This is a genomic window from Ketogulonicigenium robustum (genome assembly GCF_002117445.1).
Taxonomy (GTDB): Bacteria; Pseudomonadota; Alphaproteobacteria; order Rhodobacterales; family Rhodobacteraceae; genus Ketogulonicigenium; species Ketogulonicigenium robustum.
Genome location: NZ_CP019937.1, coordinates 2,262,782 through 2,276,458, shown reverse-complemented (window position 1 = coordinate 2,276,458; position 13,677 = coordinate 2,262,782). Strand labels below are relative to the sequence as shown.

The window sequence follows — 13,677 nt, the reverse complement described above, 5'->3', positions numbered from 1 at the left end:
GGCCAGCGGCCTTTACCCCATGCTGAAATCTGCGCCCAAATAAACGCGCCGCACATCGGGATTCGCCACGATTTCGGCGGTCGTTCCCGACATCAGAACTTTGCCGTCGTGCAAAATGTAGGCGCGATCAACGATTTCCAGCGTCTCGCGCACATTGTGGTCGGTGATCAGCACGCCAATGCCGCGGGTTTTCAATTGCGCCACCAGCGCGCGGATTTCGGCCACTGCAATAGGGTCGACCCCGGCGTAAGGTTCGTCCAGCAGGACATAGCTGGGGCCTGCCGCTAAGCAGCGGGCGATTTCGGCACGGCGACGCTCGCCGCCCGAAAGGGCAAGGGCGGGGGCGCGACGGATGTGGGTGATCGAAAACTCGGCCAGCAGCTCCTCCAACCGCTCGCGGCGGCGGGAATGGTCGCTTTCGGCAATTTCCAGAATCGCCATGATGTTGTCTTCGACAGACATGCCGCGAAAAATCGACATTTCCTGCGGCAGATAGCCGATGCCCAGCCGCGCGCGGCGGTACATCGGCAGCGTGCTGACATCACGCCCGTCGATCATCACTTGGCCCGCGTCGGCCTGAACCAGCCCCGCAATCGCGTAAAAGCAGGTGGTTTTGCCCGACCCGTTCGGCCCGAGCAAGGCCACAACCTCGCCGCGTTCCAGCCGCAGGCTGACATCGCGGATCACCGGGCGGCGGCGATAGCTTTTGCGCAGGTTGCGCACATTCAGGCCGGCGGTGTGTTCCATGTTACTGCCCAGTCGCGAAGCTGCTGCGAACATTGCCGTTCATTTGCGCGGTGCCTGCGCGCAGGTCGGTCAACATAGTGTCGCCCGCAACAACCATGGCGCCCTGCGTTAGCAGCACGTTCCCCATCATCGTCAGATGCGATGTGCCGATGATATACTGCGCGGTTTCGGATTCGGCGGCCTCGGTCGGGGTTGTCAGGGTGACGCCACCTTCCAGCTGCAGTTCGGTGATTTGCCCGCTCGCGCCGTCATAGCTGACCTCGGCTGTTTCGGCGCTGATGCGCAGATCGCCCTGCGTAATGATAACATTGCTGGAAAACACGGCACGCTGGTCGCTTTGGCTGACGCTGAGCGTATCCGATGTCACCTCGATCGGGGCGGCGGGGTCGGTTTGCAGGCCCGACATGGCAATCGTGGTCTGCGCAAACATTGGCCCTGCGCAGGCAATGGCCGAAAATCCGATCAGCAGGGCGACTAGGCGGGCCGAGGGCGGGCGGGTCATTCGTCGGTTCCTTCGATGGGTACGGGTTGATATAACAGCCTAACCCCGTCCGAGAAAAGCACTTGCAGGCCGCCTTCGCCATTTGGTTGCACGGGTGTCGATGTCGCGCGCATATGGCCGGCGGTTAGCCGCCCGAAAGGCGATCGCGCCTCGAGCGCGCCCTTGGTTTCCATGATGGCATTGGCCAGATCGACCGTCAGGGCCGATGTCTCGACCCGCCACTGTGCCCCGCTTTCCACCCAGACCAACCCGCTCAGGTCAGCGACTTGTTGCGTGGTGTTGAACAGGCCATTTCCGGCCGAGACATGCAGCACCACGCCGCTGGGCAACGTGATGTCGCCGAAAGGGCGGGTGATTTGAACCTCGTCGGGGGTGTTGGCGATCTGGCGCACTTCCTCGCCCACGATTGATACGGTCGACCCGTCGGCGGCGACGCCTGTGACCTTCGGCTCGCCCACATGTGGATCTGCCGCGATTTGTGCTGCGTTTTCAAAGGTGTTCGCGTCGGGCGCGCGCGTGCGCGAGGACAGGAACAGCCCCGCCATCAGTCCCAGTGCCGCCAGCGGCAAGATCACCGTCAGCAGGGCGATGAAGCGGGAATATGCGTCGCCGCCCCGTGCCATCGTGTCAGACTACCCCCGCGCGCAGGCAGTCATGAATATGAATAAGGCCGACCGGCAGCGCGCTATCTGCCGCCGTCACGAACAGGCTGGTGATTTTGCGGTCTTGCATCTGCGCCAGCGCCTCGGCGGCCAAAGCATCGGGCGAAATCGTGCTGGGCTTGGCTGTCATCACTTGCGTGGCGGTCAAATCCAGCAAACCGCGCATGTGGCGGCGTAGGTCACCATCGGTGATAATGCCGGACAGGCGACCTCCGGCATCGGTGACGCCGACAACGCCGAAGCCTTTATGGGTCATCGTCAGCAGCACGTCAGGCATCGGCGTATCGGCGGCGACCAGCGGCAGCGCGTCGCCGCCGTGCATCAGGTCGCGCACCTTCGACAGGCGTGCGCCCAGCTTGCCGCCGGGGTGGAAGGCGCGGAAGTTTTCGGCGGTGAAATGCCGGCGCTCCATCAAGGCAATGGCCAGCGCATCGCCAAGGGCTAGCGTCATGGTGGTCGATGTCGTGGGAACCACGCCGATGCCGCACGCTTCGGGCATGGCGGGCAGCACGATGGCCACATCCGACTGCGTCAGCAGCGTGCTGTCGGCGCGCGATGCAACGCCGATCAGCGGAATACGAAAGCGCCGCGCATAGGCGATAATGTCTGCCAGTTCCGGCGTCTCGCCCGAATTCGACAGGATCAGCAGCACGTCATCGGCGGTAATCATGCCCAAATCGCCGTGGCTGGCCTCGGCGGGGTGGATGAACTGCGCGGGTGTACCGGTAGAGGCCAGCGTCGCCACGATTTTACGGGCGATATGGCCTGATTTGCCCATGCCCGAACAAATCACCCGCCCCTTGGCCGCGGCCATCATCGCGACAGCGTCGGTAAAGCGGCTGTCCAAAACCTCGGCCAGTCGGGTCAGGCCGGCTGCTTCGTCCAGAATAACGCGGGCGCCGACGGCAAGATCGCTGTTCGATTGGGTCATGGGATCAGTGCGCAAAAATGTCGATATCGGGCCAGCCTTCCAGATCAAGGCGGGCACGGGTGGGCAGGAAGTCGAAGCAGGACTGCGCCAGCGCGGTGCGACCCTCGCGTTCCAGCATTTCATCCAGACGCGCGCGCAGGCGGTGCAGGTACAGCACGTCGGATGCCGCATAATCCATTTGCGCGGTTGTCAGCGTGCTGGCGCCCCAGTCCGACTGTTGCTGCTGTTTCGAAATGTCGACGCCGACCAGATCTTGCAGTAGGTATTTCAGCCCGTGCCGATCGGTAAACGTCCGCACCATCTTCGATGCGATCTTGGTGCAGTAAACCGGCTGGGCCAGTGCGCCAAAGCTGTTGTACATCGCCGCAATGTCGAACCGGCCAAAGTGGAACAGTTTCAAGACGTTCGGGTCTTCCAGCATGCGGGCAAGGTTGGGGGCGCTGGTCTGGCCGGGGGCGACCTGCACCAGATGGGCATTGCCGTCGCCGCCCGACATCTGCACCAGACACAGCCGGTCGCGGTGCGGATTAAGGCCCATCGTCTCGCAGTCGATGGCGACGACGGGGCCAAGGTCAAGCCCGTCGGGCAGGTCGTTCTGGTAGAGGAAGTTGGCCATTTCAGCTCCGATTTTGGCGCGACGGGTCGGCGAGGGTGCGGTGTCGGTATGCTACAGCAGATAGCCATCGGTCGGTGATCGGTCAACCGCACAGGCATTTGCGAAATATTAACCCTGTCACGCGATTCTGCGCCGGTAACAACGATAGCGGCAGGGGCATCAGGTGCGGCACGGGGCAACGATTTCACACTATGCGCAGCAGCAACGGCGGCGCACGATGCGGTTCAGTGTGCAGTTGGGCCAGCGCGTCGTTTTGGTTGCGGGCGTGCAGGCGTCAGCCGCCCTGCGAAACGGGCGGGTGCATCAGCCCGCCCATCCGACAAATCAGCGCGAAATGCGCCGGATCGACCGGTTGGACTGAAAGCCGCGGCGCCTTTACCAGGGCCATTTCTGCCAAGGCGGGTGTCGCTTTAATAGTGGCCAAAGATACCGGCTGGGGCAGTGGCATCAGGGCTGCAACTGTCACGCAATCCCAGCGGGGGTCGTCGGTGGTGGGGTCGGGGGCCGATAGCGCGGTGACGCGCACGATGCCGACCACCGCTTTGCCGATGTTCGAATGATAGAACAGCGCCAAATCGCCGACCTGCATCGCGCGCATCGCGTTGCGCGCCTGATAGTTGCGCACACCCGTCCACGCGCCGCCGCCCGCGCCCAAGGCAAGCTGGTGGTCCCAGCCGAACGTATCGGGTTCGGATTTCAGCAGCCAATAGGCCATCAGCCGATGACTTTTTTCCACTGGTCGATGTAGACGGTTTCGAACAAACCCGCATTGGCATAGGGGTCTTTGGCGGCCCAGCTTTGCGCATCGGCCAGCGTGTCGAAATCGACGATCAGCATCGAGCCGACCATTTTGCCGTCGGTGTCCAGAAAGGGGCCAGCCTGTTCGACCGGGCCGGTGGCCAGAAACGCCAGATGCGCTTCGCGGTTGCTCATGCGGATTTCAAGCGAGTCGGCCTTGTCGCGGCAGATAATGGCGAAGCGCATTTATTCTTCCTTCAGGGGCCGTGCCAACAGGTCTTGCATGGCATCGGCGGGGGTGATTTCGCCGCGGGCCAGTTGGGCGACGGCTGCGGTGATCGGCATGTCGATACCCAGCTTTTGGGCAAGGCGGTGGGCTGCGTCGGCAGTTGCCACACCTTCGACGGTGACACCGCTATCTGGCGCGCGCCCTTGGCCAAGTGCAAGGCCAAAGCGGTAGTTGCGCGACAGATCGGACGTGCAGGTCAGCACCAGATCGCCGAAGCCCGACAGGCCCGCCAGCGTCTCGGGGCCTGCCCCCAGTGCCAAGGCCATGCGCTGCATTTCGGCATAGCCGCGCGTCATTAGGGCGGCGCGGGCGGAATCGCCGAAACCTGCCCCGATGGTGGCGCCGCATGCAATCGCCATCACGTTTTTCAGCGCGCCGCCCAGTTCGGCCCCGCGCAGGTCGGTCGTGCGATAAAGGCGCAGGGTCGGTGTCGACAGCTGTTCTTGCAGCGCCGCGCCCACCGCATCATCAGCGCAGGCCAGCGTCAGCGCCGTCGGCAACCCGCGGGCGATATCGGCGGCAAAGCTGGGGCCGGTCAGAATGGCGGGGGTCGCATCGGGCACCATGGCGGCGATGGTGGCGCTCGGCCCCTCTAGGGTGGTCAGGTCGATGCCTTTGGCGCAGGCGACAAGGGGGCGGCCGGCCAGCAGGCTGGCGTGTTTGTCCAAGAACGGCCGCAGGGCTTGTGCGGGTGTAGCCAGCAGGATCGTATCGGCGTCGGACAGGGCGGTTGTCAGCGATGTGACATGCACGTTTTTGGGCAGCGGCACGCCGGGCAGGCGCGGGCTTTCGCCGGTCCAGTTGATGGTTGTCTCGGCCGTGATGTCGCGCACCCACAGGTGGATGATGCGGTCTGGCGTCGCGCGCGCCAACGTGACGGCCAAGGCCGTGCCAAAGGCTCCGGCCCCGACGATGCAGATGGTCATGCTTTGGCTCCTTTCTTGCCAGCGCCCAATAGGGGGGCTGCGGTTGAATCCAGCGGCCAGCGCGGGCGGGCGGCCAGATCCAGCCCGCTGGTGTGACCGGCTTGCAGGGCCTCGGCCCCGGCAAAGGCGATCATGGCCGCATTATCGGTGCACAGCGCCAAGGGGGGCGCGTGGAATGTCGCGCCTGCGCTTTTGGCAAGGCCCTGCAGCGCCGCGCGGATCGGCCCATTCGCCGCAACACCGCCTGCGACCGCAAAGGCCGGTTGGGCGGGGGCGAGTGTCAGGTATTCGGCCAACGCGCGGCGCGACTTTTCGGTCAGAATATCGACAACCGCTGCCTGAAACCCTGCGCACAGATCGGCGCGGTCTTGCACGGTTATGCCACCCTTTTCGGCAACCACAGCGTCGCGCGCCCGCAGCAGCGCGGTTTTTAGCCCCGAAAACGACATATCGCAGCCCGCTCGATCCAGCAGGGGGCGGGGCAGGGGGAAGCGGCGGGGGTCACCGTCGCGCGCGGCACGTTCGACCGCGGGGCCTCCGGGTTGCGGCAGGCCCAACAGCTTGGCCGTTTTGTCGAATGCCTCGCCGGGGGCGTCATCGATCGTGCCGCCGAGGCGCCGGAAGCGGTCAGGCCCTTCGGCCAGCAAGAACTGGCAATGCCCGCCCGACACCAGCAGCAAAAGGTAGGGAAAGGCCAGATCATCGGTCAAGCGCGGTGTCAGGGCGTGGCCCGCAAGGTGGTTGACGCCGATCAGCGGCTTGCCCGTGGCCAGCGCCAGCCCCTTGGCGCACATCACGCCAGCCAGCACGCCGCCGATCAACCCGGGCCCGGCGGTCACAGCGATTGCGTCGACGCCCGCCAGCGCGATGTCGGCTTGCGCCAGCGCGTCCTCGACACAGATATCCACCCGCTCGGCATGGGCGCGGGCGGCGATTTCGGGGACCACGCCGCCAAAATCGGCATGCAGGTCGGTTTGCCCCGCGACGACCGACGATAATATCTGCGTGCCGTCCGGCCCGATGCGCACGATGGCGGCAGCGGTGTCATCACAGCTGGATTCAATGCCAAGAATGGTCAGCGTGCCGTCCATGTCAGAAAGTCCTTTGGGGCGGCTTGCGCCGCGGTGCCCAGCAGGTAACATCTGACGCCAAGCGAAACAACGGTGCGAGGATAAGATGGCCGCGACATTGCTGCTGACTCGCCCCGAGGCTGCCGCGCGTCGGTTCCATGCGGGGCTGATTGCCGAAGCGGTCGCCACCGCTGCAATCATCAGCCCCGTCCTGCAAATTACCCCCATAACGCCTGAACTTCCCAAAAGGGTGCCGGCGGCGCTGGTGTTGACATCGGAAAACGGGGCGGCGGCACTAGCGCGCTTGTCGCTGCCTGCGGGCCTGCCCGCGTGGTGCGTGGGGCAGCGCACCGCTGATGTTGCGGCGGCGCATGGCGCACGGCCCATTTTGGCGGGTCCCGATGCGGCCCGATTGTTGCCGCGCCTTTTGGCCGAAGGCGGCGACGGCCCTTTCCTTCACCTGCGCGGGGCCCATGTGGCCGCTGATGTGGCCGGTGCACTGCGGGCGGCGGGTCGGGTGTGCGACGAAGCGGTGGTTTACGACCAGGTCGTCCAGCCCCTGACCACGCAGGCAAGGGCCTGTTTGAGCGGTGCATCGCCCGTGATCGTCCCGCTGTTTTCGCCACGATCAGCCGCAGCTTTTGCGGGGCAGGGGCCGTTTGCTGCGCCGTTGTGGGTGATCGCGATCAGCGATGCAGCAGCGGCCAAAGCCCCGCCAGCAGTCCGATTGCAGATCGCCGACGTGCCCGACGGGTCGGCGATGCATCGCCTTGTCGCAAGTGCCTGTCGCGAAGCGGGTTGAAGCCTGCGCAGGTGCAGGTAGGATGCTGTGGAAGTCGCCCGCGCCGTATACATGACGGGCCCTACATAGGGGGAAAGCATGCCAGATCCCGAGATCAAGCCAAACGATGCGGCCCCCAAAGTCACGGGCAAAGACGTGACCCAAAATACGGGGCAAGAGGGTAGCCAAGATATTGATGCTAAAGTGACGCCATCGGCCCCAGCAACGCCGCGCGACCTTGAAGACGCGCCGGTAAAAAAAGTGGGCTTCGTGCCCGTGGTCTTGGGCGGAATTGTCGCGGCAGGTTTGGGCTATGGCGCGGCCTTCATGGGCTACGGCATGGATCACAGCCCCCTTACGCAGCGCCTTGCCGCGCTGGAGGGCGAACTAGCCGCACGGCCCGATGCGACCGCCGGGCTTGAGGCGTTGCGGCAAGATGTGGCCGCGCAGGCCAGTCAGGCCCAGTCGATGCTGGATGCGCAGGTCGCCGCCGCGACCGCGCCGTTGCAAGACGAACTTGCCGCGTTGGCCGCGCGATTGGATACCCTTGCCAGCGAGGCGGCCGCACAGTCGGCCCCCGATGTAGGCGGGCCCGATACAAGCGTGCTCGAGCAAGAGTTAGCGACGCTGCGTGATGCCCTTGCCGCGCAGGGCGCGCAGTTGCAAGAATTTGCGCAGTCGCGCACCGCCGAGGCGGCTGCTGCTAGCGAAACCGCAGTCGCTGCTGCCGACGCCGCAGCGGCCGAGGCGCGCGCCCAGATGATGACGGCATTACAGGCACGGCTGCAAACCGCGTTGGACGGCGGAGCCGACTTTACAGACGCGCTTGAGGACCTGAGGGCGCAAGGCGGCGACTTACCTGCCGCACTGGCCGATATACCGGCCGGAGGGGTTGCGGCGTTGGCGCAGCTGCAAGACGACTTCACCCCCGCAGCCCGCGCTGCGCTGGTGGCGGATCGCGCCACGGATAACGGGTTGATGGGCTTCTTACAAAACCGCTTCAATCCACGCTCGGTCGCGCCGCGCGAGGGGGATGATGCAGACGCGGTCCTGTCGCGCGCGGGGGCTGCCGTTATGGCGGGCGATCTGGCCACCGCCGTGCGCGAGGTTGGCGCCCTGACCGGCGCCGCACAGGCCGAAATGGCGCCGTGGCTGGCGCGGGCCGAGGCGCGCCTTTCGGCCGAGGCTGCAATCGTCGCGCTGGGCACAGCGCAGTAACGGCGGGGAATGTGATGATCTGGTCTTTGTTGAAAATCCTGCTTTTTGTCGCTGTCGTCACAGCTGTCACGTTCGGCGCCGTATGGCTGGCCGAAATGCCCGGTGGGGCGCTGGTGACGCTGGGCGGGGTCGAATTCACCCTGCGCCCGCTGGAAGGTGTGATCGCCATCGCCATTTTGATGATGGCTGCTTGGGCCGTCTTTCGCCTGCTGGGGTTGTTGCTGGCTGTGTTGCGGTTCATCAATGGCGATGACACGGCGGTCTCGCGTTTCTTCAGCCGTGGTCGTGAACGCAAGGGGATGAAGGCGCTGTCGGACAGCGTTCTGGCCCTCGCCGCAGGCGAGCCGAAAGAGGCGCTCTCGCGCGCGAAAGTGGCTGACAAATACCTTGGCGCGCCCGACATCACCCACGTTCTGATGGCTCACACGGCCGAGCGCGCGGGCGAGACCGATCTGGCCGAGCAAACCTATAAAGAACTGCTTGAGAGCGACCGCACCCGTTTTGTCGCCCTGCAGGGGTTGATGAAGCAGAAGCTGGCGGCGGGCGATTCCGTGACCGCCCTGAAATTGGCCGAAGCCGCCTTCAAGGCACGCCCCGAAAACGTCGAGGTGCAGGACATTTTGTTGCGCCTGCAGGCTGAAAGCAGTGACTGGGCCGGCGCGCGCGCGACCTTGGGTGAAAAGGCCCGCCGCGGGGTTCTGCCACGCGATGTTTACCGCCGCCGTGATGCGGTGCTGGCCCTGTCCGAGGCGCAGGCCGTCTTCGACGATCAGGTTCCCATCGACGCGCGTGAGCGTGCGATCGAGGCGAACCGCCTGTCGCCCGATCTGGTGCCCGCGGCTGTCATGGCCGCGCGCAGCTATATCAACGAAGGCAACACCCGCTATGCGACCCGTGTTCTGCGCAAAGCATGGGAGGCGCAGCCGCACCCCGATATCGCCGAAGCCTTCGCCGAAATCGCTCCTGACGAGCGGCCTGACGCCCGCCTTGCGCGTTTCGAGACGCTGACCAACCTGCGCACCGATCACCCGGAAACCAAAATGCTGCGGGCCGAGCTGCTGATTGCCACCGGCGACTTCCCCGCCGCGCGCCGCGCGCTGGGCAATCTGGTCGAGGGGGCGGATGCGACGTCTCGTTCGCTGGCGTTGATGGCCGCTGTCGAGCGGGGCATGGGCGCGGACGAATCGGTTGTGCGTGGATGGCTGACCAAGGCGCTGACCGCCCCGCGCGGCCCGCAGTGGGTCTGCGGCCAATGCGGTAAGGTGCATGCGCATTGGTTGCCGGTCTGCGATTCGTGCCATGGCTTCGACACCTTGGCGTGGGTTACGCCCCCCGCCAGCGACTTCGCAATGCCAGGCGGTGCGGCCATGCTGCCGCTGATCGTCGGCGCGCCCGAGGCTGCTGCCGCAACGGAAGCTGTGGTCGAAGATGTGCAGCCCGCGCCTATCGATCCGTCGAAAACTACCGCCCCCGCCGCCGCAAAGCCCGAGGAGGTCTATATTCCGCCGCCGCCTGACGTCGTGTTGGCCGACGATACACCTCCCTCGCGTGCAAATTAGGGCTTTCCACTGACGATTCAGAATGCTATCTGCCGCGCGTCGCCGCTGTAGCTCAGCTGGTAGAGCACGTCATTCGTAATGATGGGGTCGGGGGTTCGAGTCCCTTCAGCGGCACCACTTCTTTCCAGACGCGGAAGGATTGGGTTAGACACCTCAGCCCGTACATGTAACATCTGTCGCCAATTGCGCGCGTTACGCTATTGGTCGGGATTGGTATGGCGGAAATTACTATACGTGCTGCACGCGAATCGGATGCAGCCCAGATTGCGGCCATATACGCATTTGAGTCCGTTGTAGCGCTGACAAGCCAGTTGCCGCATCGCCCCGACGTCTTTTGGCCCGGTTTTTATCGCACGCGCGACCCGAACGGGGCCGAGTTGGTTGCGGTGAGCGGTGCGGGGGTGGTTGGCCATCTGGGCTTGCTGACCAACAGCGCGCCTCGTCGCAAGCATGTGGCGAGTTTCGGTATCGCGGTCCACCCAGACCATCAGGGTCAGGGGGCCGGTGCCGCCTTGATGGGCGAAATGCTAAATCTGGCAGACAACTGGTACAATATTACCCGCATGCAACTGGATGTAGCGTCAAACAATGCACGCGCCATCGCGCTTTATCGGCGGTTCGGCTTTGAGGTAGAGGGCGAGTCGCGCTTCGACCTTTTCTTTGGTGGTCGCTATCAGCACACCACCCACATGGTGCGCTTTCACCCGAATTTTGCCGCTGATTTGGCGTAAGCGGCAAAATCAAGCCTTGTATGGGGTGCATTGATACCCCATCATATACATATCGAGGCCCATTCGGGCCCTGGGGAGTTCGTTGTACAAAAGCCATTTGACCGGTACCGGCCAAAAACCGGGCGCAACTTGCGCACCGGCTGTAGCTGTTTTGAACGATGCCGAGGGCGAACCCGCCCCACCAGACCGATGTAGGCGGCCGCAGGGCCGCCAGTTTTCCACGCAAAGATACGCTCGCACATACGCTCAGCCTTGCACCTTACGGGGTGGCAGGGCCGTTGGTATTTGCACCGTCGCTTTGCCATTTCCCTATTATGACGGAGACCTGACCGGTGTTCTTTGAATGGATGTCCGACCCCGCCGCATGGGCCGGGCTGGCCACGCTGATCGTGCTCGAGATTGTCCTCGGGGTTGACAACCTCGTGTTCATCGCCGTGCTGGCCGAAAAGCTGCCCCCCCATCAGCGCGACAAGGCGCGAATCATCGGCCTGTCGCTGGCGCTGATCATGCGTTTCATTCTGCTGGCCTCGATCGCGTGGATCGTGACGCTGCAGGCGCAACTCTTTTCCATTTTCGGGCACGGGTTCAGCGGTCGCGATCTGATTTTGATCTTCGGCGGCCTATTCCTGCTGTTCAAAGGCACGACCGAACTGCACGAGCGGTTGGAAGGTCACCATGCGCCCAAGGCGCAAAACCCCGTCCACGCCGCGTTCTGGCAGGTTCTGTTGCAAATCGTCGTGCTGGACGCCGTCTTCTCGCTGGATAGTGTGATCACGGCGGTCGGCATGGTGCAGCATCTGTCGATCATGTACATCGCCGTCGTTGTCGCGATGGGTGTCATGCTGATCATGTCCAAGCCGTTGATGGCGTTCGTGAACAAGCACCCGACGGTGGTGATCCTTTGCCTTGGCTTCCTGATGATGATCGGTTTTTCGCTGATCACCGAAGGGTTCGGCTTTCATGTGCCCAAGGGCTACCTCTATGCCGCGATCGGTTTCTCGGTCGGGATCGAGGCGCTGAACCAGATCGCCCGCCGCAACCGCGAACGGTTCATCACCTCGGGCGACTTGCGTGACAAAACGGCCGCGGCCGTGCTGCGCCTGCTGGGCGGCGGCAAGGGCGATGCGCTGGGGGGCACGGCTGATGTCATCGCCGATCAGGCCGCCGCGCAGTCGCTGTTCGCGCGCGAAGAAAAAGAGATGATCCAAGGCGTTCTCAGCCTGTCGTACCGGCCTGCCACGTCCGTCATGACACCGCGCAGCGAAGTCGACTGGATCGACCTGAACGCATCCGAAGCCGAGATCCGCGCCCAAATCTTGCAGCAGGGCCATTCGCGTTTTCTGGTGGCCCGCGGCGCGCTGGATGACTTCATCGGCATCGCGCTGACGCGCGATCTGATGCGCGACTTGCTGACCGATGGTGTGATTAATATGGACCGTTCCGTCCGCGAAGTGCTGGTCGTGCACGAAAGCGTCAGCGTGCTGCGCCTGATGGAACAGCTGCGCCAAGCGCCGGTGCAACTGGCGGTTATCGTGGACGAGTTCGGCTCGCTCGAGGGGATTGCGACCCCGACGGACGTGCTGGAGGCGATCGCAGGTGACTTCCCCAGCGAGAACGAGGCCCCCGCGACCGAAGTGCAGGGCGAGGATGGCAGCTGGCTGCTGGATGGTTGGGTTGACATCCGCCGCGCGTCGCAACTGCTCGAGGTGGATCTGGAGGATGACGCCGAGCGCTACTCCACCTTGGCGGGATATCTGCTGCGCCACCTGCGCCGCATGCCTGTCGAGGGCGAGGAAGTTGTCGTCGACGGGTTGGTCTTTGACGTGGTGGCTATGCAGGGCCACGCTATCGACAAATTGCGGATCCGCAAGCAGGTCGCCTAAAACGACCACCGCGCTGGCATTACGCGAAGGGGGCTACGGCCCCCTTTTTGCTGCGCGGGCGACAACATCAAACTGATACGTTTCTGTAATAGTCCTATTACAAAAGAGGCGCATCGGGCTGCGGCGGCGCACGAACGCGCCGCTTTTGCGGATGTTGATGTTATGACAAAGATCATGGGCCATCGCGGTGCGCGCGACCTGTGGGCGGAAAACGCGCTGGAAGGCTTTCGCGAGGTTCTGCAGATTTCCGTCGATGGGCGGGGCGTGTCGGGTGTGGAATGTGACGTCCACCTGACCGATGCTGGCGAAGTGGTGGTGATCCACGACGCGACGCTGGAGCGCACGACAACCGGCACCGGCCCCGTGACCGCCGTGACACCCGAAGCGCGCGCCGCCATCGCACTGCGCGGGCCCGATGGCACGGTGACGCAGAACCATCTGCCCCTGCTGGACGAGGCGCTGGATGTCGTTCTGGCGCATCCCAGCGCGATCTTTTTCATCGAGATCAAATCGGACGCCGCGCATCACCCCTATCCGGGCCTTGCGGCGAAGGTGGTTGCGATCTTGCGGGCCCGCGCCGTGCCTGCGCAGCGGGTTTGCCTGCTGACGTTCGATCTGACTGTACTTAGCGAACTGCACGAAATCGCCCCCGAATACCCGCGTATGTTGTGCATCTACAAAGGCAATGCCGAAACCTATGGCGGGCTTGATGCGCTGCTGACCAAAATAGACACATGGGTCGATTACGCCGCGTTTCATGCCGATTATCTGGCCCCGCGTTTCGATGCCGTCGCCGCGCGGCGCGCGCCCGACCGCATCACCGTCTGGACGCCCAACACCCCCACCGATCTGGCCGCGTGGATCGACAGGGGCGTGGCCTATGTCCACACCGACCGCCCCGATATCGCGCTGGGGCTGCCGGGGGCGCAATGACAAGCTTGTCACGAAACCTTCACGCGCGCGCCATCTGATCGCCACATCCGCTTTCTACGCAGCCGCCATGCCGGATAACCGGCGCGGATCA

Annotated in this window: 15 protein-coding genes and 1 tRNA gene; 7 read left to right on the top strand and 9 right to left on the bottom strand. The window is 64.1% G+C overall.

Features of this window, described 5'->3' with window-relative positions; translation table 11 throughout:
- Positions 1 to 12 precede the first annotated feature (12 nt).
- From lptB to tsaD, 9 genes are all read right to left on the bottom strand, one after another.
- Entirely contained in the window at positions 13 to 747 is a 735-nt protein-coding gene (gene lptB, locus BVG79_RS11365) for an LPS export ABC transporter ATP-binding protein (protein WP_157115690.1), read from the bottom strand.
- 1 nt (position 748) lies between these two features.
- Positions 749 to 1,249 (bottom strand): LptA/OstA family protein, encoded by a 501-nt coding sequence (locus BVG79_RS11360; RefSeq protein ID WP_085787001.1) that lies wholly within the window; start codon positions 1,247 to 1,249, stop codon positions 749 to 751.
- The gene (gene lptC / locus BVG79_RS11355) at positions 1,246 to 1,872 is read right to left on the bottom strand and encodes an LPS export ABC transporter periplasmic protein LptC (protein ID WP_085787000.1); all 627 of its coding nucleotides are present in this window, start codon (positions 1,870 to 1,872) and stop codon (positions 1,246 to 1,248) included. The genes BVG79_RS11360 and lptC overlap by 4 nt, the downstream gene beginning before the upstream one ends.
- A 4-nt stretch (positions 1,873 to 1,876) precedes the next feature.
- A complete protein-coding gene (locus tag BVG79_RS11350; protein WP_085786999.1) occupies positions 1,877 to 2,842 on the bottom strand; it encodes a KpsF/GutQ family sugar-phosphate isomerase in 966 nt (321 codons plus the stop codon).
- Positions 2,843 to 2,846: 4 nt separating this feature from the next.
- Positions 2,847 to 3,458 (bottom strand): ribonuclease D, encoded by a 612-nt coding sequence (locus tag BVG79_RS11345; protein WP_085786998.1) that lies wholly within the window; start codon positions 3,456 to 3,458, stop codon positions 2,847 to 2,849.
- A gap of 274 nt (positions 3,459 to 3,732) precedes the next feature.
- Positions 3,733 to 4,173, bottom strand: a complete 441-nt coding sequence (locus BVG79_RS11340; RefSeq protein WP_085786997.1) for an EVE domain-containing protein — start codon at positions 4,171 to 4,173, stop codon at positions 3,733 to 3,735.
- Positions 4,173 to 4,442: a YciI family protein gene (locus BVG79_RS11335; protein WP_085786996.1), complete on the bottom strand. Its 270-nt coding sequence runs from the start codon at positions 4,440 to 4,442 to the stop codon at positions 4,173 to 4,175. The genes BVG79_RS11340 and BVG79_RS11335 overlap by 1 nt, the downstream gene beginning before the upstream one ends.
- On the bottom strand, positions 4,443 to 5,411 hold the full coding sequence (locus BVG79_RS11330; RefSeq protein WP_085786995.1) for an NAD(P)H-dependent glycerol-3-phosphate dehydrogenase: 969 nt from the start codon (positions 5,409 to 5,411) through the stop codon (positions 4,443 to 4,445).
- Positions 5,408 to 6,502, bottom strand: a complete 1,095-nt coding sequence (tsaD, locus tag BVG79_RS11325; protein ID WP_085786994.1) for a tRNA (adenosine(37)-N6)-threonylcarbamoyltransferase complex transferase subunit TsaD — start codon at positions 6,500 to 6,502, stop codon at positions 5,408 to 5,410. Before tsaD ends, BVG79_RS11330 begins: the two co-directional genes overlap by 4 nt.
- A gap of 85 nt (positions 6,503 to 6,587) precedes the next feature.
- Here tsaD and BVG79_RS11320 point away from each other — a divergent pair, with 85 nt between their 5' ends.
- From BVG79_RS11320 to BVG79_RS11290, 7 genes are all read left to right on the top strand, one after another.
- A complete protein-coding gene (locus BVG79_RS11320; protein ID WP_085786993.1) occupies positions 6,588 to 7,283 on the top strand; it encodes a uroporphyrinogen-III synthase in 696 nt (231 codons plus the stop codon).
- A gap of 78 nt (positions 7,284 to 7,361) precedes the next feature.
- Entirely contained in the window at positions 7,362 to 8,480 is a 1,119-nt protein-coding gene (locus BVG79_RS11315; RefSeq protein ID WP_085786992.1) for a COG4223 family protein, read from the top strand.
- Between the two features lie 14 nt (positions 8,481 to 8,494).
- Entirely contained in the window at positions 8,495 to 10,039 is a 1,545-nt protein-coding gene (locus tag BVG79_RS11310; protein ID WP_085786991.1) for a heme biosynthesis protein HemY, read from the top strand.
- A 41-nt stretch (positions 10,040 to 10,080) separates the two neighbouring features.
- Positions 10,081 to 10,156, top strand: a tRNA-Thr gene (locus BVG79_RS11305).
- A gap of 98 nt (positions 10,157 to 10,254) precedes the next feature.
- Positions 10,255 to 10,770, top strand: coding sequence for a GNAT family N-acetyltransferase (locus BVG79_RS11300; RefSeq protein WP_085786990.1), 516 nt, complete (start codon positions 10,255 to 10,257; stop codon positions 10,768 to 10,770).
- Positions 10,771 to 11,102: 332 nt separating this feature from the next.
- Positions 11,103 to 12,653, top strand: a complete 1,551-nt coding sequence (locus tag BVG79_RS11295) for a TerC family protein (RefSeq protein ID WP_085786989.1) — start codon at positions 11,103 to 11,105, stop codon at positions 12,651 to 12,653.
- 162 nt (positions 12,654 to 12,815) lie between these two features.
- The gene (locus BVG79_RS11290) at positions 12,816 to 13,586 is read left to right on the top strand and encodes a glycerophosphodiester phosphodiesterase family protein (RefSeq protein WP_085786988.1); all 771 of its coding nucleotides are present in this window, start codon (positions 12,816 to 12,818) and stop codon (positions 13,584 to 13,586) included.
- The last annotated feature ends 91 nt before the right edge of the window (positions 13,587 to 13,677 follow it).